General features: G+C 58.2%; 18 protein-coding genes and 3 pseudogenes. 9 read left to right on the top strand and 12 right to left on the bottom strand.

The annotated features are described in order from the left end of the window. The first annotated feature begins 137 nt into the window (after positions 1-137). Together I6F31_RS06280 and I6F31_RS06275 are read left to right on the top strand one after the other, a co-directional pair. A complete protein-coding gene (locus I6F31_RS06280; protein WP_225185110.1) occupies positions 138-959 on the top strand; it encodes a nucleotidyltransferase domain-containing protein in 822 nt (273 codons plus the stop codon). Positions 960-1427: 468 nt separating this feature from the next. Continuing rightward, positions 1428-1757, top strand: coding sequence for a hypothetical protein (locus I6F31_RS06275; protein WP_225185109.1), 330 nt, complete (start codon positions 1428-1430; stop codon positions 1755-1757). 228 nt (positions 1758-1985) lie between these two features. Here the strand turns inward: I6F31_RS06275 and I6F31_RS06270 are convergent, their stop codons facing one another. The 8 genes from I6F31_RS06270 to I6F31_RS06235 form a co-directional block, all read right to left on the bottom strand. Continuing rightward, entirely contained in the window at positions 1986-2234 is a 249-nt protein-coding gene (locus tag I6F31_RS06270; protein WP_225185108.1) for a hypothetical protein, read from the bottom strand. A 582-nt stretch (positions 2235-2816) separates the two neighbouring features. Next, the gene (locus tag I6F31_RS06265; RefSeq protein ID WP_225185107.1) at positions 2817-3065 is read right to left on the bottom strand and encodes a hypothetical protein; all 249 of its coding nucleotides are present in this window, start codon (positions 3063-3065) and stop codon (positions 2817-2819) included. Between the two features lie 158 nt (positions 3066-3223). Beyond that, complete coding sequence (locus tag I6F31_RS06260) at positions 3224-4396, bottom strand: HWE histidine kinase domain-containing protein (protein ID WP_225185106.1); 1173 nt, start codon at positions 4394-4396, stop codon at positions 3224-3226. Between the two features lie 105 nt (positions 4397-4501). Further along, complete coding sequence (locus tag I6F31_RS06255) at positions 4502-4675, bottom strand: hypothetical protein (protein ID WP_225185105.1); 174 nt, start codon at positions 4673-4675, stop codon at positions 4502-4504. A 446-nt stretch (positions 4676-5121) separates the two neighbouring features. Then, complete coding sequence (locus I6F31_RS06250) at positions 5122-5268, bottom strand: hypothetical protein (protein ID WP_225185104.1); 147 nt, start codon at positions 5266-5268, stop codon at positions 5122-5124. Positions 5269-5287: 19 nt separating this feature from the next. After that, positions 5288-5485 carry a response regulator gene (locus tag I6F31_RS06245; RefSeq protein WP_225185103.1) on the bottom strand — a complete coding sequence of 66 codons (198 nt, stop codon included), beginning with the start codon at positions 5483-5485 and terminating at the stop codon, positions 5288-5290. Between the two features lie 732 nt (positions 5486-6217). Next, positions 6218-6601, bottom strand: coding sequence for a HipA domain-containing protein (locus I6F31_RS06240; RefSeq protein WP_249788073.1), 384 nt, complete (start codon positions 6599-6601; stop codon positions 6218-6220). 155 nt (positions 6602-6756) lie between these two features. Beyond that, a complete protein-coding gene (locus tag I6F31_RS06235; RefSeq protein WP_225185101.1) occupies positions 6757-7017 on the bottom strand; it encodes a HipA domain-containing protein in 261 nt (86 codons plus the stop codon). A 114-nt stretch (positions 7018-7131) separates the two neighbouring features. Between I6F31_RS06235 and I6F31_RS06230 the strand changes: the two are divergent. From I6F31_RS06230 to I6F31_RS06215, 4 genes and pseudogenes are all read left to right on the top strand, one after another. Beyond that, positions 7132-7403, top strand: a pseudogene (locus tag I6F31_RS06230) (IS630 family transposase); the annotation flags it as partial. 422 nt (positions 7404-7825) lie between these two features. Continuing rightward, positions 7826-8452, top strand: a complete 627-nt coding sequence (locus I6F31_RS06225) for an acyl-homoserine-lactone synthase (RefSeq protein ID WP_225185100.1) — start codon at positions 7826-7828, stop codon at positions 8450-8452. A gap of 827 nt (positions 8453-9279) precedes the next feature. Then, positions 9280-9913, top strand: a pseudogene (locus tag I6F31_RS06220) (NYN domain-containing protein). An 885-nt stretch (positions 9914-10798) separates the two neighbouring features. After that, a complete protein-coding gene (locus I6F31_RS06215; protein WP_225185099.1) occupies positions 10799-11104 on the top strand; it encodes a hypothetical protein in 306 nt (101 codons plus the stop codon). A 106-nt stretch (positions 11105-11210) separates the two neighbouring features. On the opposite strand, the gene I6F31_RS06210 is transcribed toward I6F31_RS06215, so the two are convergent. Further along, entirely contained in the window at positions 11211-11417 is a 207-nt protein-coding gene (locus I6F31_RS06210; RefSeq protein WP_225185098.1) for a hypothetical protein, read from the bottom strand. 1101 nt (positions 11418-12518) lie between these two features. Continuing rightward, positions 12519-12756, bottom strand: a pseudogene (locus I6F31_RS06205) (hypothetical protein). A 1526-nt stretch (positions 12757-14282) separates the two neighbouring features. Here I6F31_RS06205 and I6F31_RS06200 point away from each other — a divergent pair. Next, the gene (locus I6F31_RS06200) at positions 14283-14489 is read left to right on the top strand and encodes an aminotransferase class III-fold pyridoxal phosphate-dependent enzyme (RefSeq protein ID WP_346656475.1); all 207 of its coding nucleotides are present in this window, start codon (positions 14283-14285) and stop codon (positions 14487-14489) included. A gap of 182 nt (positions 14490-14671) precedes the next feature. Here the strand turns inward: I6F31_RS06200 and I6F31_RS36490 are convergent, their stop codons facing one another. Both I6F31_RS36490 and I6F31_RS06185 read right to left on the bottom strand, forming a co-directional pair. Further along, a complete protein-coding gene (locus I6F31_RS36490) occupies positions 14672-15379 on the bottom strand; it encodes a LuxR family transcriptional regulator (RefSeq protein WP_276573194.1) in 708 nt (235 codons plus the stop codon). A 22-nt stretch (positions 15380-15401) separates the two neighbouring features. Next, positions 15402-16214 (bottom strand): alpha/beta hydrolase, encoded by an 813-nt coding sequence (locus I6F31_RS06185; protein WP_225185097.1) that lies wholly within the window; start codon positions 16212-16214, stop codon positions 15402-15404. 1329 nt (positions 16215-17543) lie between these two features. Between I6F31_RS06185 and I6F31_RS06180 the strand changes: the two genes are divergently transcribed. Continuing rightward, entirely contained in the window at positions 17544-20276 is a 2733-nt protein-coding gene (locus I6F31_RS06180) for an AAA family ATPase (protein WP_225185096.1), read from the top strand. Then, positions 20269-20700: a hypothetical protein gene (locus I6F31_RS06175; protein WP_225185095.1), complete on the top strand. Its 432-nt coding sequence runs from the start codon at positions 20269-20271 to the stop codon at positions 20698-20700. Before I6F31_RS06180 ends, I6F31_RS06175 begins: the two co-directional genes overlap by 8 nt. The last annotated feature ends 304 nt before the right edge of the window (positions 20701-21004 follow it).

Below are 21004 nucleotides of genomic sequence, written 5' to 3'. Positions count from 1 at the left end.
AGGCCTACAATGCTCATCGGGGTTCCCTGACGTGGGCGGAATCGAAAGGCCGACGATACCTCGTTCGGAGCTACTACGATAAGGCAGGCCTCAGGAAGCAGGCCTCGCTGGGCGCGCGTTCCCCCGAAACTGAAAAGATGAAGGCGGACTTCGAAGCGAAACGTGCCGCTGCAGAAGACCGGGTGAAGAATTTGCGCGATACCCTGGAAAGGCAAGCCGCAGTCAACCGTGCGCTCGGGCTGGGCCGCGTGCCGCTGCTCGGAGCTCGGATCACGCGCGCTCTCGATGGCTTCGGAATTTTGGGTTCCGGAATTCGGATTCTTGGGACGAACGCGATCTACGGTTATGAGGCCTCTTCCGGCGTCAGACTCGATCCAGGCTTGGCTACGACGGAAGACATCGATCTGCTGTTCGACGCACGCGGCGGGCTTACGTTCGTCGCAGACGACGACGTCTCTGAATCATCCCTCATGAAGATACTCAAACGAGTGGACACCAGCTTTGAACGCGCCAAGCAGACGTTCCGCGCCGTAAACCGGGATGGCTATCTCGTCGATTTGATCAGGCCAATCCAGAGCCCACCTTGGAAGAAGGCTCAAGACAAGATCGGCTCCGACCCGGAAGATTTAACCGCTGTGCAGATCGAAGGCCTCGATTGGCTGCAGAATGCCCCCGCGTTCGAGGCGGTGGCGATCGACGAAAAGGGCGAACCGGTACGTATCGTGGCTCCGGACCCGCGGGTTTGGGTCGCCCATAAACTATGGCTGTCCCGTCGCCCGGACAAGGAGGCGCTAAAACGCCAACGAGATGCAGCGCAGGCTGAAGCCGTAGGCGCTCTGGTGGCGAACTATCTCACTCACCTCCCGTTCGACGCACAGCAATTGAGGATGCTTCCGAAAGAGGTGGTGGACAGCGCGGCGCCGCTGTTCGCCAAGAAAGTTAGCCCTGCGCGAGCATAGCAGTCAGGCCGGCAGAAACAGCACCGGCATATTCGGCGCCGATCATCAGCAGCACCATGATGATGATTAGCAGGCTCGTGCTCGTGGCATGCCGATGCCGGCACCTTTTGCCGGACCAGAACAAGACCTGCGATATCCGACGCCCATCCTTCGCACGCTGCAGAGCCTGGCACGGGCTGACTGAACGCCGGGACAGTCCTTCGCGCAGGAACGTGAGCGGGTGGGCGCCCAACCAACCGCCGATCGCATCGATCGCTGTGGGTTCGGCCGAAAGCCATCCGCTCTAGCTCCGACGCTCTAGGCTAACACCAGCTTGGCGGAACAGGCCACCCCGACGCTTTCCGGCCCAAGTAGGAACAGTTGAAAAGAAGCAAGGTTGATACCGGAGGAGGTGGAAAAGCCCACCCAAGAGCAGCTCGCCGAACCCAAACAATTGAGCGCGCTCGCATGAACGAATGACTGGTCAAGGTGGTCCAAGCGAAGGATGAGGCAGAGACACGAAGCCGCGACCTTGAGGACGAAGCGAAAATGGAATGGTGCTGCATCGGACGAGTGAGTCTCGAGGTCTGTAAAGTCATGCCCCTCTACCGTTTCCATTTAAACGGATCGACCCCAGCCCATGACCTGCTCGGCCAGGAGTTGGCTGATGACAACGCTGCAAAGGAGCATGCGAGCTTCATTGCGCATCGATTGGGCACAGCTAACCCGGTTGCCGTGCGGCAGGAGAACTTCATTTCGGTGCGCGACGAATGGGAAAACGAGCTGTTTCAGGTTCCTCTCGCTTCCACGACCGTGTGAAAGCCACCTTACAGCTCATTCTTCAGGAAATGAACGGAGCGCTCGTCAAGCTAGCGCGTCGGCTCCGCGGGATAAAAAACGCTGTCGGTGAACGTCTTCCGCGACCCGATTAAGCAATGTTATCGGCCGGGCGGGAAGAACCAATGTCGCTGATAAAAAGCAGTAAAGCCTAACACGACTAGATACTTTCCACTTGATCATCGTCGCCTTGCCTTGTGAGTGCACGCACTAAGTCGCCGGCCAATCGATCGGCTTGCTGTACAGGCCCCTGCGGCTGATCTCGGCAAGCAACCTGTCTGCGCGATGCCTCGCCGGCATTCCCACGAGGCGCGTGCCGGCCGCCGCGTCAGCTGCAACCTGATCACGAATAAACTCGTACATCCGGGTAATGAAATGATCGGAAAGGCCCGCGAAATCCTCGTCGGGCGCCTTGGCAGGTACTAAAAAATTCACGTGATCAAACTCCAATTTATTCATCTAATTGCTGCAATCCAGGCGATCATTGCGATGATGGCGGCCCCCGTGAACACGATGGGCACGAGGTAACGACTACGATCCCGTCTTCGCCAGCATGCAATTGCGTCCTGCGTTCTATCAAGCATGCCTCGGTCCTCTGCTCATTGGCAGATACCGGGCAACCATTGCCACGACAAACACGGTGCTGGGTTAACTTCACTCATCAACCTTAAAGATTGACACTTTGGATCGCCACACGGGGACCGTCAATTCGTTTCGACGATCTCAGCCGCAAGCTCAAATCGCCGAAAAGGCCGGCGTTGACTAAGCACTCCGCCAGATCGTCACCGTCGCAGCGGCCAGCTTGACCCTGGCTTCTCAGGGCGCGATCACGTTCTGGGCAGGCGGGCGAGGAGACGATCAGGCCGTTGCATTGGCTAGCGAATGTGAGCCCCAGCGTCCTGTCGCCCTGCGTCGAAAGGCCGGTGAGCTGCTCGCGGGCGACGTCGACCGCTCCGCCAGGAATGAAGCCGGATGCATCGTCGAGGTCCTTTGCGATTGTGCTGGGATCCGCGAACAGCCCGTAGATGGCGACAAGCGCAGCTATCCGGGAAAGATCACCGGAAGGCTGTAGTAGGTCATGCCGGCGGCGCGGGCGAGGATGCGGTGGTCGCCGATGTTGCTGTAGGCCGGCCAGAGGATGTCCTTCCATGCTCTGGCGGGGATGTCGGCGGGCGAGGTCGCTTTACGCCCGCAACCTCCGCCTTCGGTCGCCGCCTCGGCAGGCGAGGCGTCACGCCCGGCCTGCCTGTTCGTCGGGAAGTTGCCCCTCCCGCTCGCAATGGTCGGCATGGTCGGGCGCGACGGTGCGCTCGAAAAGGAACGCCACGGCCGCCAGACCAAGCGCTCCGGCCAGGCTCCATCCTATACCGTCCGACGGGCAACTGTCTTCTTGTTGTGGGCCATCAGTCCTCCGCGGGATCAATCGCATCGCGGAGGTTTGGTTTCGCTCAGCTTCGCAACGACCTGAGCGGTAGCGCGATATGGACGCGGAGCCCATCCGGACGCCAGTCGCGCTCGATTTCGCCGCCGATCCGTTCGATCGTGATTTCCACGAGCCTGGTGCCGAAGCCTGTGGTTTCGGGCGCTGCGACCTCGCAAGCGCCGCTCTCGGTCCAGGCGATCCGGACCCGGTCTCCTTCCGCCCACCAGGAAACGGTCACGAAGCCGCCTTCGCGGCTCAAGGCGCCGTACTTTGCGGCGTTGGTGGCCAGCTCGTGGAAGATGAGGGCGAGATGGTTCGCCGCCTGCTCGCCCAGTGCGAGAGCAGGCCCATCCAATACCGACGGCTTCCGCTCGTGCGGGCGCAGGATGCGTTCGACGAGGTCGGAAAAGCTCGCCACTGCCGCCACGTTCGTGCCGAAGGACCGGCGGATCAGCGCGTTGGCCTCGGCCAGCGCGTGCAGCCGTCCCGACAAGGACTCGGCGAGTTCTTCCTTGGTCTCCACGTTGCGTGCGGTCATCCGGACCATGCTGTTGGCGACGCTGAAGAGGTTTTTGATGCGATGGCTCATCTCGCGCATCAGCGTCTCTTGCTGCTGCATGGCGAGGCTGAGGCGTTGCTCACTTTGGATCATCCGCAGCGCCATGCCGGCGAACGCCGCGAGCTCCGACATGAAGCGGGCATGCTCCCTATTGAAGTGTCCGACGTGGGCCGCGACCAGCCAGAGCGTACCGATCGCATCCGCCCCCTTCAGGGTAAGCGGGACGAGCAGCACCTCCGGCACGGTGATGCCCGCCTCGCGGATCCAATCGTAGGCCCGCTCGGGGCGCTCCATGAGGATGGGCTGGGCGAGATCGAGACACACGCCGCAAGGACTGAAATTGCGTGGGGTCGTGGCACCCTCGAAGGTGGCGAGTTCTCCCGCGAGCGCATGCCAGCGGAACTGGCCGGGCTCAGGCTCGAAGATGCTGATGCCGGCCGAGTGCGCTTCGCAGATTTCCATGCCGAGCTTGACGAGACGCTGCAGCACTTCGTCCGGATGGTCGGACATGACTTTTGCGAGGTCCTGGATCGCGACCTTCTCGCGCAGGAAGTCGGGCGCCGCGGCCTGACGGCCGGCGAGTTGGTCGGTGATGAACACCGTCGCGATCGGCTCGGGAAACTGGATCTGCGACCGCATGGCGATGGACTCAACTGGTGCCTGAGGACGTCATCTTGCCATCGCGGCTGCGTCTGTTCCAGCACGAACGGCAGGCTTGGCCGCATCTTTCGGTCGCGTGATGCGCTATACTTTGGGCAACTTGGACGGCCGCTTCGCGCGGGCTGGAGCGGGGATGCCGGCCGGACCGCCGGTCAGAAAACTTTCAAGTTGCGCGACGTTTTCGGCGGCGAGGGCCTTCCGCAGCAGCACTTCGCGTTGCACGCCTTCGGCGGCTTCTTCCGCGCGTTCGCGCGCCATGTCCGCGGCTGTCCTCAACCGGTCCGCGAGCGATGTGGTCTGTTTGAAGCGGCGGCGCCGCTTCTTCGGCTCATTCTCCATCAGGCCAAAGTACCGGCAGTCGTTGATGGCGCACCATAACGTTTGTGAATCGCAAGTGCGTCTTTCGACTGGATGCGCTGCAGCAGAGAGGACCGTCGGGCGCTCCCGATGGCGCAAGTATATCGCCTACTCGGACCAGGTGGGCTCGCCGCAGCGGCATTCGTGCATGAGTACCTTGCGGCCGTCGCCCGGATTGAGCACGGGGCGGACCAGCTCGAATTTCCGGCCACAGCGCGTGCAGATGCGCTCGGCCGTAGCTGCAGGCGCGGTCTCGTCGGAGCGATGAAGATGACAGCACGCAGGAGCCGTTGAAGCCTGCGAGGGACGTTCTTGCGCAAAGCCAAGCGTTCCAGCTTGTGGCTTTGTCATGACGGCTCGATCGGATGTGGTCGTCCGGCCGTCACCTCGCGGATGGCTTCGACGATCTGCTCCGGATGGTACGGCTTGTGCAGCGTCAGGCTCCCCGCGACCGGGCGCGGGTTGACCGGCGAGAAGCCGGTAGCGTAGATCACGGGAAGGTCGGGCTGCTGTTCACGACAACGTTTCCCAGCCGTCGATCGTCCCCGGAAGCTGGACGTCGGTGACGAGGGCGTCCGCGACCTGGCGACCACACCACGACAGCGCTTGTTCGCGGTCCGCGGCGTGGATCACGTCGAAGCCCTCGTCGCGGAGACACTCAACAACGAACTCACAGATCAGAGGGTCGTCCTCCACGACGAGAATGCGCACCTGCGATAGTCCCGAGCGTCTTGGTTCGGCGATTGAAACTCAAACTGCAGAGGGCTTGAGCAGTTCCGCGAGTCTTCTAGGCCAATCCACTTCCGGGCGAGCGCAGGCACTCCGCGTTAACGCTCGAGCGGAAATCCGGCAGCACGGAAACCTGAACTTCAACAAGAGGGCCTAGCCTGTGTGTCGCGAACTGCTCAGCCGCGTGATGATTGAGGCCGCGATCGAGGCGCTGGAAGCTGACACTGGCACTGAAGTGCGGCCGCCCCGTCCCCGGCATCTGAGAGCTAATTGCTCAAAACCACTCAACTTGAGTTGGTCAGCGGATCATCGTCGCCGCGCTGGACTCTCGGTCGGAATGGAATGTACTTACCTCATCACCGAACGGATCTAGGCTACCATCGGTGACTGAGAGACCGCTTGTGCTCCCGCCAAACCAACACGGGAGCACCATGCAAATCAGTCGCCTGCTGCTGGAAGCGAATCTGTCAGCGGAGCAACGCCACGTCTACGAACTGGCTTTCAACACCGCGTTGCGCAAGCTCAATCTGGTGGATCGCAGCGATCCGCTGTGCGAGCTGGTCGCGCGAAATAGGTCAACGAGACGCTGGTTGCGCCGGCGGTGCACATCGAGGAAACACCATAAGGCGATTGGAATCATTGCGCTAACGCCTCCACAGAGAAAGACAAAAAGAAATAGGTTGGACATCACAAGACAACTCTCGATGGCACCTGCTAGATCCCACTGTAGATTGGGATTTGCGCGGCATGAGCGTCCACAACATTGACAACCTTCTTAGCAAGCGGAAGGTGTCGCTTTTCTTTCGACCAGATATCCTTAAAGTTGTCGACCGTTTCTGACGCAGTGTCCACGACCAGTTTTTCGGGGAGCTTGGCCTTCGCCGCGAGGTGCTTGAGTTCGTCCTTCGAAAAATCAACCATCTTCTTTGTCCGCGAGTAGTTCAGCGCCATTTTATCATCCGCTATGTACGGAATGGTTGAAAGCAAATCGTAGGCGGGCGACAAGGCCAGCGTCCGCCTGTCCGGGTAAATCAGAGACCAGTTCTTGAGGTGCATGCCGGCATCGCCAATTAGGGTGCTGAAGACAAGCCTTCGCATAAATTCCGCAACACCGGATCGCCGGTTCGATCCCAAGGACGCGCCCTACTGTTTCTATAGCGGGGCGTGACCGTACTTCTCGTCGGGCGCCATGCCAAAGACTTGTGCGAAATCTCCGATGTGGACCGGCCGGTCCACTGTCCAGTCAAACCTCTTTACGGCAAGAGCTTGCACTTTGAGCTCGCCCATACCTTGAGGCAGGCCTTTGATCGCGTTGGCACGCCCATGCCCATCGCCTTTGCGATCGTCATGATCGAATGTTCGTCCTCGGGCACACCTGGATACTGACGAGAGGGCAGCTTGACAATCCACGAACCTCCGACGCTTTCGATAGGGACGGTCAGCCCACCTTTCTCTCGATCATTATTCAGCGCTGAGAACTTCAACTGCACGCCGGCTAGCGAAAAACGCAGCATGTTGTGCCGCTCGCCCGGAGTAAAGTTTTCTTCGACTTCAGCAGGCAGGGCCTCCCCTTGAGCCGGATGGACAGAAATTGCGCCGGGAGATCCCGGCCGAGCATCTATAGGAGGAGGGCGTGGCTCGTCCATCGACCGCACTCTCAAGTCCCCTCCATCCGACTTCCGCGTCGTGGATCAATCAGCTCGAGTGTTGGTTCGCTGAGCTCGCCGGAAAGCAGATCAAAAGCGAGGTATTCACACTTGCATGAGGCAGCTCGAGGCCTACGTCCGTACTTTCATCGACCTGCACAACCAGAGCCCGAAGCCTTTCAAGCTGACCAGATTATGGCTTCCGTCAAACGCTTTGCCACAAAGCCCAGCAGAGTTCGTGTGGCGAACTTTAGATTCACGTGACTAGCGAGTCGACTGCAATCATGAAAGATGATTCGCCAGAGCTGACCATCAGGCGTTTATCCTTGATGTGGCTGCTACGATCTGCACCAAGAACCTAAGTAGCCTTTTCACCTCATCGGGACGCGAGTTTCGGTGCGCAGCTCTGGCCGACTCGGAATGCATGATCAGCACGATCATGCAGTTCGTCCGACCACCTGGTCGAGTACCCGAACGCTCTTGATGCCCAGTCTTACTCGGGGTGAGGACCAAGTTACCGTGCTTAAAGACATTTGGTGCGGAGGCGCTCGCGAGAGGCAATCGCGGCATTGCGAACCCGCGTCATCAAAACGTCCAGAAAAGCCCGGGTATCCCCGAGTACACCGAAGCTCCAGTTGATGATCTGATCGCCTGCCGGCAAAGAAACGGAGCCGAGATGATCGAAGCTTTCTCTTTCGCCAATGCTCACCACTTTCAGGATGCGCTCGCCTCGCAAGCGCGCCTTCGCTACGAGGTCTTCGTCGAACGCCGCGGGTTGCCCCACTCGTTTTGGGAGGGGCTGGAGTTCGACGAGTTCGATACGCCCGCCGCGAAATATCTGGTTTGGCGCGACGAGAAGCGGGTGGTGAGGGGACTTGCGCGGCTCCTTCCTACCACGAATTCCTATATGCTCCAGACCTATTGGCCACATCTGATCTCAGGTCGAATCTTCCCGTCGTCGAGCGGTGTATGGGAACTGACGCGTGTCTGCGTCGATAAGTCGCTCGATTCTAAGCTTCGCAGAACCGTGCTTCCGGAGCTGCTCTGCGCGATAGAGGAATTTCTCTCGACCCCGCACGGCGTCGGAATTGTAGGGGTGACCAGAGAACATTTGCTGACGCATTTCATTCGAAGCGGCATCAGATGGCTGGGCGAGCCGGACCTCATCGAAGGCGAGCTTGAACGTGCCTTCTTCGTTCCGAAGGGATTTATTCGACCGGAGCATCATTGCCGAAGGTTCGGAATTGCCCGTCAGGTTTTAGCGAACCCGGAGGGAATCGCCCTTGCCCCAAAAGCCGCATAAGAGCCCCGGTGCGGAGTCCGCCGATGCGAGTGGCACTGCCGAAAAAATGGCCGACGCGGTTTCCTACCTTTGCCGAGTAGCGGCAGAAGAAGGATTTCACTCCGTGCTGACCGATCTGTTTCAAATCCAAAGAAAGCTCGAAAGGATCTCATCTACGCGGAACCCTTCGTCCAAACGCTTCAACTAGGAGAATAAGCTGTACCTGGATGCGTTCGAAGAGCATACAGCCTTGGTCGCGTGCAGTTCTAGCCTGGAAGACTCAGGAGATCGGACTTGTGCCGGACTTGAACTTTGGAATCAGATTTTCGGACTGCTCGCATCCCTGCTTCATGGCGGAAATCGATCGTGGAACGATGTGGACCACACGAGCCGATGTCGCGCAAACGAGCTTTACTCGCAAAATGCAGGCGTACCTTGCTGCACATTCAGTGAAGAAGCACGAAAGCCAATTCGGTTGGAAAGCGTTCCACGTTCTAACCGGATCAATCTCCCTTCCTTTACGAACCTAAGGCGGCTCGAACGCTAGGCCAATTTGGTCCGATCCAGCTTTTCGGGCAGCGGATTTCTAGCGCCCGCGTGCGCCTTTAAGGCGACGCAAGAGTGTCACGCGTGCTCACGGTTGCGCTGCAAAAGAATTGCGGTACGGGGTCTTCGGATGATCCTTGCGGATCACCCTGGCGACCAACAAATTGTTTCAAGATTAAAGGACTACGGTATAGCTTTGCGAGGTCAAGCTTCGATGAAAAACCTTGGAAGTGCTGTCTCATTGGCGGGTTCACATGCACGGGGCCTGCAGCATGGTGCGTCGCGTCCGGAGATCGCCCATCATGTCATCTCCCAGCAAGATTGCGCCCTTCATCGATGGAGCCAATCTCTAGGCCACAGCGAAGACGCTCAACTTTCGACATCGATTACAAGCGCCTACTTAGTGAATTTCAAAGTCGCGGGACGCTGCTGCGAGCATTCTACTACACCGCCATCATGGAGGATCTGGAGTATTCCTCGATCCGCCCGCTGATCGACTGGCTGGACTACAACGACTACAGCGTCGTCACCAAGGCCACCAACGAATTCATCGACGCTTCCGGTCGCCGCAAGGTCAAGGGCAACATGGACATCGAGCTCGCCGTTCACGCCATGGAGCTCGCCGAGCACATCGATCAGATGGTGCTATTCTCGGGTGATGGCGACTTCCGCTCGCTGGTTGAAGCCGTGCAGCGCCGCGGCGTCCGCGTCACCGTGGTCTCCTCGATCGCAAGCCATCCCCCTATGATCGCCGACGAGCTGCGTCGCCAGGCCGACGTGTTCACCGATCTTATCGAACTCCAAGCTAAGATTGGTCGCAGTCCGTCTGAACGGCCGGCATCTCGTGAGCGCGAGTCGCGCTATCGCTCGCACCCGGTCCCGGAGCGTGAAACGACCCCAGCGGTTAATGGAAGTGATGGCGTGCTCGAGGACTGAGCTGCGAAGCGAGACTGCTTGTGTCATTCCGAGGCTGGTATGACCGGCACGCCGGCGCACGCGCTCGTTCCTCCGAGCCGAGCCGCGGGGGGCCTGTAATGATGATGACACCACCGAATAATTGAATAAGGTCGGGGAAAGCATGGAAGGTTGGAATGGAAGCTGCCCGCCGCTTTCGCGCAATGACTTTGCTGTGCCGACAGACAGCAGCGCGTGAACCTGAGAGGAGCTGGAAACTGCTGGCAGAGCAGAGTATTGGGAGCATCTGGCGGCTGCGGCATTCGCTCACTGATCTTCGGCCTTGAGGAGTTTTCGTCCTCATCTTTTCATCGACTTCTTGGTCCAAGTCATTTTCTGAGGCATGTGATGTCCAGTACGCGTCAGATTTCTACTTGTGCTGCTCTGAGTGAACGAATCCAAGCGCTTGTGGCGGAGCTGAGAGAAGTGGAAGCTTCGAAGCAGCCCCGACATGTGGAAGCGAAAACAAGCGGCAGAAGACGGCGAGCGAAACCGGGCAGCAGAGCAAGAGCCGTGAGCTAAAACGTGGTCCCATTAGCGCCGAGCCGCAGCGCGATCGAAGCGAGTTAGAGGGCAGGCTCAACGTGAACTCGAAGGAGGGCGCTTGGACACCATGCGCCCAAAGGCAGATGTTTGTCGAATTTGAACCGCACGCTTTGCATGGTAATTGTATAAAAGCGAACAAAGCCGGCTTGCGATACGTCAAGAGCCCATAGGGAGTGAGCCACATCTAAAATTGATTAAGGGCTTGCCGCTTTTTCCCGGTCTGCTGCACAATCTTCTTCGTGTGAGGATTTCGAGGGAATAGCTTCCGTTCAGCTCTAGATTTCGCAAATTCATTTGAAGGATTCTGTGGGGGACATCGCGATGGCTAAGTCTTCCGTTTCCCGTGACGCCTTTCGAGGCTTGTTCGCCTTTAATCCGGTCAAGGCCCACCACGAGCAAAACGCTGTAGCCGAAGGCCGGCTCTTCAAACTATTTGGATCGAGCGACCACATCCCCGACGGGCTGTTGGAGTTGTGGTCATCACGGACCGAGCTGATTGGCCCTGAGGCCGTTGGCAACATAGTGTCACCACTCGCTCATCAGATCCTGGACGGCGGCGCACAATATAACCACGCCAGCGACTTCCTTCATCGACTGTTGCGAGAGTTGGATCGAGACATCCATTAAACGCGATTGCGAGAATGTCCGCACTTGGCTGTTGTTCGGGTTTGACCGGACATCAGTCGGGCGGCCGGGTGAGTCCCCGCGCAAACGCGACGGCGAGACAGGCCATCTAGTCAGAACAACGGTTGCCTGGATTTTCGTTCGATGCTGCGCCTCGAAAAACGGCGACGAGCCGATCACCTTTCCAAAGTTCAACGTCGTGCTCGCCCAACATTTGTTCGGCTCGACCTCTCGCCGCCTGCTCGTCGATGCAGTCGAGCTTTGCTGCGCAAATCAACCGCCGGCTTCTGTCCACCACGAACACTTTGTACCGCATGATGGCAGTCCCATCCCAAAGAGGGGAGCGCCATTGTAGTCGAATGTACGATTAAGGTTGCGCCAAAAGTAAGTGCAGGCGCGCGGAACGTTTGTACGTGTGGCAATTCGGCTTTACCCGCGCTTGGAACTCTTCGCTGCTGGCAGCGCGTCAGGTATCCTGCCCAGCGCACCGCGCTTCAGGAGCGTAATCTCACCGCATGTCGGAGCGAGCGGCTCGAGCTTAAGATTGAGAGCATCCCCAGCATTATCAGCAGTACACCAAGCCAAGTTGCCGTCTGGCTCGGCGCCTCGTTACCAGCCTTCGCGAGGCGTACGGCCTCGGCATAATCGGAGGTTCGGACGAAGTCGCCACATCGTTGGCCGGCGGGGCGGCGAGAAGTTGCTCGACATCGACTTGGCTGGGCGTGGACGCGGGCCGATGGGCATGCGCAGAGATGAGGGCTGCCGAAATCCGAGCGGTGTCCGTGTCGACGCCAGATACAGCATTGGCGACCTTGAGTTCGGAGTGGGGCGGCTGAGTCGGCTGGACCGGTGCGGAGCGCAGCAACTGCGCGCGCATCAATGACCCCGCTCTGCCTAAGCGACGTGGCCCCGCTCTCGTCCAAACGGGCGGTGCTATCTTTGGCCACGCGCCGACGAACGGTCTTCTTCACCCTCGCGATACCCTCGGCTAGGAACCGCACTTGCGGTGCCCGTCCATTCGATAGACCCAATGCTGGCCGTCGGGAGTCGAGTTGCCGGGGCGTCCCACGCATTCCGCTTGCGGCGGGGAGGCCATCGAAGGTTGGGTTGCAGCAGTATTGAAGAGATCCGCAAGAGGATTGGAGGAGGCAGGGGCCGTCGAAAGAGTTTCAACAAAAACGAGACCGACGAGCACAATCGCAAGTAACCGGACATCCAAAACTCCCGGTGTTGCGCCCGCCCGAGATGACCTTTCGCGTCGACCTGGGCAGCCATGCGGCTCAAAACTGGCGATGCGACGGATTCATTGTGCTCCTGACGTGAGATCTGGGTGAACGGTAAGTCCCGTCCGGCAGCTCGCGGTTGCAAAACAAGCCCCGGCGTCATTTGGTCGAGCTTCCGGAGTGAGCGGCAGACATCACGTCATCGGGGCCGATCTACCACTCAATCGGTATAAGCGCGCGGTCGCTCGGTGTGCGTCGGTAGCGCCATGGCTACGGGCGTACATCTCCGCCAAAGGTGCCGAATATTTCGCGACGTAGTATCTGACCTCGCTGCACGAGATGCGCCCTGTGGGCCTGTGGTGACGCGAAGCGAAAGGCGTCGGACCCCACCGGGATCAGCAGCAACGCAAGAGTTCCAGCCCGTACGATCATTTCTCGCCGCCCCTGTTACGAGAGAGCAGGCCTGAATCGCGCGCGCGACACAAATTAGCAATCGTGCACCAATCCAAAGTGCTGTGAGACTGTTGCTCCAGTGCTTCGGTGCTGGGCGGGTATTGGTCAATGAGGTGTCGGTAAAGCGATCTGGCGCGAGCTTCCTAGAAATGCGGAAGTGGCAAGTTCGATCATCGCACTGAACGGCTCTACGAGCTTGCGACAGCTAGCTCCGCCAAAGCGCTCTCCTTCTGCGACTGGCTTTGGGGATACGGGTAGTCCTGGCAATTGTCCTCGCCTGAGCGGCGCGTAGGCGACGCCGGAGGGCCTGCAGTTCTCGAAATAGTGCAACCATTGCCTCGACCCGCTCGCCCAGAATAGTCGAATAATTGTAAACGCCACCTCGATTACTCATTACTGCCCAAACCATAATTGTTGAAAGCAACAGGCGGTCGAGAAGGGGAAAAGTATGCAATCCAGGGTAGGAACATACAACCCATAAATGACGACAGGATTAAAAGGGGCTACGCGAGGCCCTACACCGTTGTCACGGCGCACTCCTTTCGCTTGCCTTTCGGGTTGGTTTCGTTCCGCAAGTTCGGCCTGTATTGAGGAAGGCCGCCGATCCGAGCGGAGGGCTAAATCGAACGAAGGGCGCCCCGCCCGTGTTAGAGAGGGAGCATCCGTCAGCAATGGATGCAGAGTAGACTGGTCCCAGCCACGAATCAGCCCCGTGGCTGGGGTTCTTCTTCTCTGGGCAGGCCCGGTCGCGCCCCACTGCACAACAGCAGGTCGCAGCACGCGGCTTGAACTCAAGCCCAAGACAACTCCCAGCACCGTTAGTAGCAAGACTCGCAGCTTGCCTCCACCCTTCCTTCCAGACCCCGTTCGGCATCCGCATGTCGGCAGGCAATAGCTGGAGGCCAGGCCGCTACTGTGGGTGCCATACTCTCGCACAACGTACTCCCGCGTGAAGCGCTCCTCCGAGCGCCAGCGCTGGTGATGACGATTGTCGGAGACGGCGGGTAGACATAGGGCGTATGAACACGCCAGCAAACGTCTCCCCTGCACGCAATTGCGGGGAGACGCTCCTAGTGGAGAGCCCACCCACCAGCAACGCTAGCGTTCCTGCCCAATGACCGGTTCAGCTCGTTCATGTTTTCCTCCTCAGTAACAGCGTTTTTTCTTTGCTGTCTCAAAAAAAATCCCAGCAGAAACCGCTTCGTTTCAAGCTTCCGAGATAAAACTCACCCGTCTTCGAAGGCGGCAATCAACTTCTCCAGCCACCCGCGATGAGTTCAGCCCTTCCATCTACTTCGCATCTCTGTGGCGAAGTGAGCGACGGCGGCTGCCTAGCAGGAGTGGCTCCCTTAGCGCTTGCGCAGCCTCTTCGTGATCCACGGCTCTCTTACTCGTGCCCAGCGCACCGGCTGTTAAGGCCGTGGGCGGCCTGAACATCGCATCATCGCAGTGGCTGCGAGCTCTCGCCGCCCTCCAACGCCTCGGGGCTTTGTTGATATGACGATATTCAGGCCGGCCGCGGGCGGACGGGGTCATTCTTCGGCTTCGAGAATGCCGCAATCGAGCCCGACTTGGTATGCCTAGCCACATCGATAAGTGGATTGGGCTTACCGATGTCCCTCCTCTTGCTCAAGAAGGAGCATGATGTCTGGGTACCCGGTGAGCATAACGGGACCTTCCGCGGCAACTCGCTTGTTACAGCGGCGGCATGACCGATCTGTCGCGGCGACGGGTTATCCTCGAGTGTGGGCCGCACGACGAAGTCCTGAAGATTATGCCGCCACTCAACATCCAGCTGTCGATCCGTCTCGAGGGGCTCGAACAATTAGAAGAAGCTGTCCCGGACGCTCTTTCGAACGACAGAGTACGCACGTCGGACCTGGCCGTTGCTGAATCACAGGGGTATGAGACCCATCTTGATCCCTATGATGACGGCGGTGATTCGATTGTTCGCACCGAGCTTTCGCATTCCATTGCTTAGGTGAAACTCAACGGTCTTCTCGGATATGCGGAGGATCTCGCCTATCTCCCAGTTCGTCTTCCCTTCCTTGCACCAGCGCAGACATTCCGCCTCCTGCAAAGTAAGCGGAATTACCTCTGGGTCCCTCCGACCGGACAGCTCGCAATATCTCAGCCAGTATTGCACGCTCAGCATATAGAGATGAGCCATCCGGTGGGACGGCACCTCCTCTCTTGTCCGGAGACTAAGACTTATGAGATCAACGTCTCGACCTGTCCCAGGGATGGGAATAGTGATGCCAGAGTGAACGCCAAGCTCGCGACATTCCTCGAAAAAGCGTTTCTGCTCCTTCGTGAATCCGCCACGAGGGCTTGTCTCCGACCACGTGAATGGTCGTCGGGCGAAATGCGCCCGTCGCACAACGGGATCCTTCTTATCCCATCCCTCGCTTTTGTATGTGTCAACGTAGCCGGCGGGGAAATGGGCCCAAGGCAGCGACACGAGGCCTCGTTCATTAGTCCTCGCGAACACGGCGTTTTCGTAGCCTTCTTCGGCTACGGCGGAAAGGAATAGCCTCTTTAGAGAGGCCACTGATGTGACGTCCTGCGTGCTTTCAATGAAATTCTCAATATTCGTCCCCATGGTGCCCCCACCCGGTTCGATCCTAATGTGCAGTTACGAAATCCATCATTGCCTCGTTAAACGCGCGTGGCGCTTGCCAGTGCGCGGCGTGTCCCGCAGCGATCAAAACGGGGCGTCCGCGCCAAAGGCTCCCGAACGGGACATTGTTAAGATACTCCATGCGGAGAAACGGATCGGCCGATCCCTGGATGACCGCAACCGGCCGATCCGTACTCATCACGGTGGCGACTTCGTCGGCGCCCTGTCCGGCCATCCCGTTCGCGACCATCCAATAGCGCGCGTTGCCATCGGTGCGCCCTGTCATCCGCACGAGGTGATGGTTGTCGGATATGTGCACACCCATCATCGCGTTCGTATAGCGGCGAACGTCTTCTGGCTTAAAATGCCTGCGTCCAGCAAGCGCGGTCGCCCCCGTCCATCGAAAGCCCTCCGCCGCGCCTGCGGGAGTCAGCCGAATAGGCGGCGTTCCCGAGATAAGCAGCGATCGCACCGCCGGATTGCAGGCCAACATCTCCAGTCCGATATGACCACCGAGCGACCAGCCAACGACATGATAGGATTCATATCCGAGCTTGCTCATGAGTTCGCCGAGGAGCCGGGCGTAGCCGGGAAAGCTATAGGTCTTCGACGGGCGCATCGAGTCGTCCGAGGCGCCATGCCCCGGCAGATCCGGAGCCACAATCCCGAGTTTGGTGCGGGCCAAATCCTTCAGCTGCTTGGAGAACACCTCCTTGCACGATGAGTTTCCGTGAATCAGTAGGATGCCTATCTTTCCAGACCTGCGGTGAAGGAGCTGGAGCCGATGGCCGGATAAAACACAATAACGATGCAACATCCGAAATTTCCGCCCAATTCTAGGGGACGGCACGTACTAATATGCCCAAGCTAGGCGAACCGATGCGCGATGCAATCTTCAATTGATTATGCTACACTCGAACGATTACAGGTCAATCCTCAGATGCGTCCGTTCCGTACAAAGATCGGACGCGTAAAAGGGACTGGGCGGCGATTGAGCTCACTTCATCGACGGGTTGAAGTGACTTGAGACGGGACATCTCATAAGGCGGTCCGGCACGCTTTGTCGGGTGAAGGGGACGGCTGGCCAAATCGAAGCTTCATGATGCATCTCGATTTGTGGAGCTAACGGACAAAGCGCTACCGACTCTAACCGTCTCGAAATATTGAAACCAGCCGCAGGCACGAAGAGGCAGTCCTGCCGATTAAGTGCGACGCTGAAGGTCTGATCGATATTGAATCCCGAGCCTGGCGCGGAGGATACCCTGACTGTGATGAAATCGGCTCCGAGGCGGTCGGTGTAGAACACCAGGGGCGCGCTGTCCTGCGTCCCATATTCCAGAGCAATCAAGTAACTGCGGACCAAGCGGCGGTGAGATACGCCGGTCGGAGCGGGATATTCCTTGATAGTTCCAGACCAAAGTTCGAGAGCTCCGGATCCAGGCTGCAATAGTATCCTTCGCTCCCACGGTCTCTCCGTATGGGAAGCCTTGCGTGCCATCTGGGCGATCTGTTGGTCGTGCCGCTGAAGGACGACTGAACCGCGGCTTGGTCGAACGCTCCGTTCCTGAGTTTATGGGCGGCGGCATAGTCTTCGGGGTTCTTCCCCAGAAACGGACTCTCGCCAACCAGACGAGCCGGTCCTGGTGAAGTGAGCGACCGCCAATCACCGGGTCCATGGAAAACGGCAACGTCGGAGGGGGCGTGTTCGTCGCGTATCTGATTGGTCTGGATCGCGAGAAACGAATTCCTGGCGGGCGGATTCGGCCCGCTGTGATTGCCCTAACCTCGCGTCCTTTTTCTCGGGACGAAACTAGTGGATTCCCTAGGAGGAAATTGACCTCGGAGGGTGCCCAGTCATCCGAGGCAAGCGCAGCGGTTGCCGCGGCACGGACGGACGCCTCGCATGCACAAGAGCCGCCGGTTGCCCGCATGCGGCGGTTTCGGGCACGGAACCTACCGAAGAGATGCTCTCAGATGCTCGACGGTGGCCCTCAACTGGTCCGCCGAAGCGGCATGGCTGGCAAGCAGCGCCTTGTGCCAGATCGATAAGCCCGGCCCTTGAGGAAGGCCTCGCCGGTCCGTTGCGCAGCGTGGCCCCCCAGCAGATCGACCGAGCTTTTCGAAATAACGCGGCGGAGGAGAGCTGGTGCCGTCGCTCGCCGAGGTAGGGCCGAAGCAGCTGAGAAAGTCAATGCGGCTGCGAACAAAGCGCACCGCGCCGTCGTCGCGCGACATTGTCAAGAAGACTACGAAGGAACGGCCAGTGCAACCACGGCAACTCGCCCGTGCAGTCCGGGGAATTAGCGCGGGTGGTGGCCCTTATCTCAGCGGGCCTACTCGGCATGGTGCCGCTAATTTGCATGCACCGGCGGAGACGACAGGGAAGAAAAAGGGGCCCGTTGCAGCAGATCGTCTCAAATGGCCGAAAATCATCCTTCAGGGGCAGCGTCTCAAGTCCGTTGCAAACCTGGATTCCGGCTCAAAGTCTCGCGGAATGGCGATTGTGGTCGGAGGCCGCTCAACCGAATTGGGGGTGTCACGTCGGGAAAACCTAGGAGCGCCCCTAGTGGCCTTTTTGCAAACCAGCCGTTTCAGTGAGCAGTCGGTTCACATTGGAAACAGTCCGTCTATGAGCTCAACGTCAAGCGGCCTCGGCTACTACGATTTCTTCGCCAGGGGCAAACAAGCATCGTCGGATTGGGACAATCCGATCGGCCGTCCGCGCGCAGAGGACATGAGAAGCGGCAAGCTCGGCCAGCTTCACCGGGATGTCTTCGACCATCACCACCTTCCCGAATCGATACCGCACTACGTAGGTAAGCTAATCGTTCAGGAGCGGGATCATTCGCGCATCATCGCGTTGGACAATCTGACAGACTATTACCTGAACTCGGACCTTCCCGTTGACGCTCCGATACACGAATCGGCGGATCTAAATGCCGACGACGAGATCAGGGCGGGCGAAAACAAGATAACCAGCGATGAGTTCTTCAGCATCGTAACCGATATTCCATTCAGTGCCGAAGGGGTTCAGTATGGCAAGCTCGGAGGCAACAGAGTAACGTATCTATTCGGAAGCGTCGGTACCGGAAAGACGTTCCTTTGCGCCCGACTTATTGCGAAGCTGCAGCGTTCGCCGCAGGACGCCGACGGCTTCACCGTGGTTCCGATTCGCGTGTGCTTCGAATCATTATCTCGTTCGAAGATCTTCGATATCGGTGTGGACGAGGGGGAGGTGGGCAAGGGCTTCTATGCCCATCTTCTCGCTGAAATAGATAAGCACACGGCGCGGATTCATAAAGGGGCGATCGCGTCGCCCGAGATCTCCAAGCAATGGACAGAGCAGCAGGTCTATGCGGCGAAACAGAAGCATCTGGTCCGTCTCGCGGAACAGCGTCTACGGGTATTCCTCATCTTCGACAACATCGATGGATTTCACTATCGGTATTCACGCATCATATTCTTCGACGAGAAGTACCAGGCCTTTTTGAAGAAGCTGAACCGCAACATCGTGAAGCTGTGCAACTCTGTCACAGACGAAGCGCTGCTCGGAAATGCAGGCTTATGTTGCTTGGTCGTTGCCCGAGAAAACGTTGCCAGAGACTTCATACCAAGTCTCGCAGACCCGGATCGGCAGATATTCGAGGATCACAGGACGTTTTGGCTTGGGGAGGTCGACCCCAAGAAGATAATCGAATCTCGCTACAAGTTGCTTGACGTTGCCGCAAAGGCGATCGTTAGGCACGGCCTAACAATCTCCGGGACGGGCCCGCGCACTTTTGAGGACGCCCTGGTGATCATCCGGGAAAAGATTCTGAGCAGTGCGTCGGACGTAACCGAAGGTCTAGGTGTGATTTGGGGAATGTGTCACCACGGGCACCGATCGCTAGTGGACTTCCTCTCTAAGCTGAAGATCAACTATTACCTCCATCGTGAGATACATGAGCGGCTACTGGGGGACAGCCCTCACTATCTTGAGCGTCTTTACATTACGAACATGAAGCGAAGGTACGCGCAGAGCAAGAATCACTTTCCGAACCTATTTCTGTGCGATTCTTGGATAAATCCGGAGAACATAAGCGAGGGGGTTCAGTGCGATCACTATCATTCGTACTGGCTGAAATATCTTATCTTGAAATTCGTCTTGGACAAGGAAGTCCGGAATGTGCCGGTGACGGGCCAAGAGGTGATAAATTTCTTCGTCAACACCCTGGCCTACGAAGATAGGTTCGTCCGCATTTGTCTCGGGAGCCTCTGCATGGTCACCGAGTCGCGTTGCCTGGAGATGGATGGCCCTCGCGACGTCGCTCCGACCGACAGAAGGCTGATGTTGACGAGCCGGGGAAGAATCCTGATCGACGGAGCTCAGCGCAGAAACAGGAATCCGTACTGCTTCGAGTTGAGTTACTTGCAGCTAGTCACTGACGATTTCTGGTTAGCCTTACCGAAGCGGGCTCTTGACGAAATCTTCGTCGAGGCGAACCTATCGTACACGTTCGAGCTCGGAAAACGGTACCAAGCAGGCGTCTCCGAATACCTTTCGAAGAAGATATTCGCCGCGATAACCTTCCTGCGTGTGTTGGAGGCATCCTGGGATTATGAGGAAAAACGATGCGGTGATGATGCGTTGCTGAAACCGTTCAAGCCGGACTTCTGGACGATTTTCGACCAGCTCGAGAATCTTATCGTTGCCTTGATAACCAAGGGTTTTTCCGGAGCAATTAGACATGAAGGGCGCAGTATCGCGCCTGAAGATGTTCGATCCTTCGTCAACAAAGTGCGCAATGACAAGACTTATTCAGAATTTTTCGAGGCTGTATGGAAGTCCCGTTGCAAGGTGCTTAGTCCCGGAATGATTGGCGAGCACCACTATGGATAGATTCTGGTTTGCTGCGATCGGGGCCTTGATTGGATTCGTGTCGTCCCTGACGGTTCTTGTTTTCAAGGAGACGTTCGATCGGCGACGTCAGCGTCGTACCGCCATCAATACGTTGGTTCTTATGGTTTCAAGCCTAAGGAAGAATCTGGACGTCCAGCCGGATCGGGTGCCACATGTTCACCTTGATAAAATGATGTCCGTTCTTCACGATCTTGCTGCCCGCGAGGATCTTAGGCGAGCCTACGCAAACTATGACCAAGCTCTGCGCGAATATCGAGCCGCATGGCTCGACGGAAGTAAGCCCACCGCCGCAGCGCGCGAAAGCGTTGAGAAGTGCCTGACCGCTTCGGGAGCGATCCTTGAGAAGTATAAAGACGGCCAGGTCAGCAGGACCTTGGACCGGTTGGCCGGAGTAGCCGATTGAGAGGCGTTTCGATGCCGATGAACGTTTAAGATTGTTCGAGCGCCTTGCGATTGAATCCCGGTGCCCCGGGGAGGCGCTTGCCTATTGTCAAATGCTTGTTTCTAATCGTTAAGAGCTCGTTCGGGTTCATCAGCATTCCGCCTTGCCGCGGCGGCGCTCATTTCTCCTTTCGACCAGCGCCGCAATTGGGCAGAACTCCACGCCATCTACATCGACCCATGTGTCGCAATCACGCGGCTGCTCCGAACATCGATAAGCAAGCTGAAAAAAACCACGCGTTGCCGACCGGAAGGCAGGCTGCGTC

It is taken from the genome of Bradyrhizobium sp. NBAIM01 (genome assembly GCF_020194115.1).
GTDB classification, from domain to species: Bacteria; Pseudomonadota; Alphaproteobacteria; order Rhizobiales; family Xanthobacteraceae; genus Bradyrhizobium; species Bradyrhizobium yuanmingense.
This window is presented reverse-complemented; position numbering and strand designations above follow the sequence as displayed.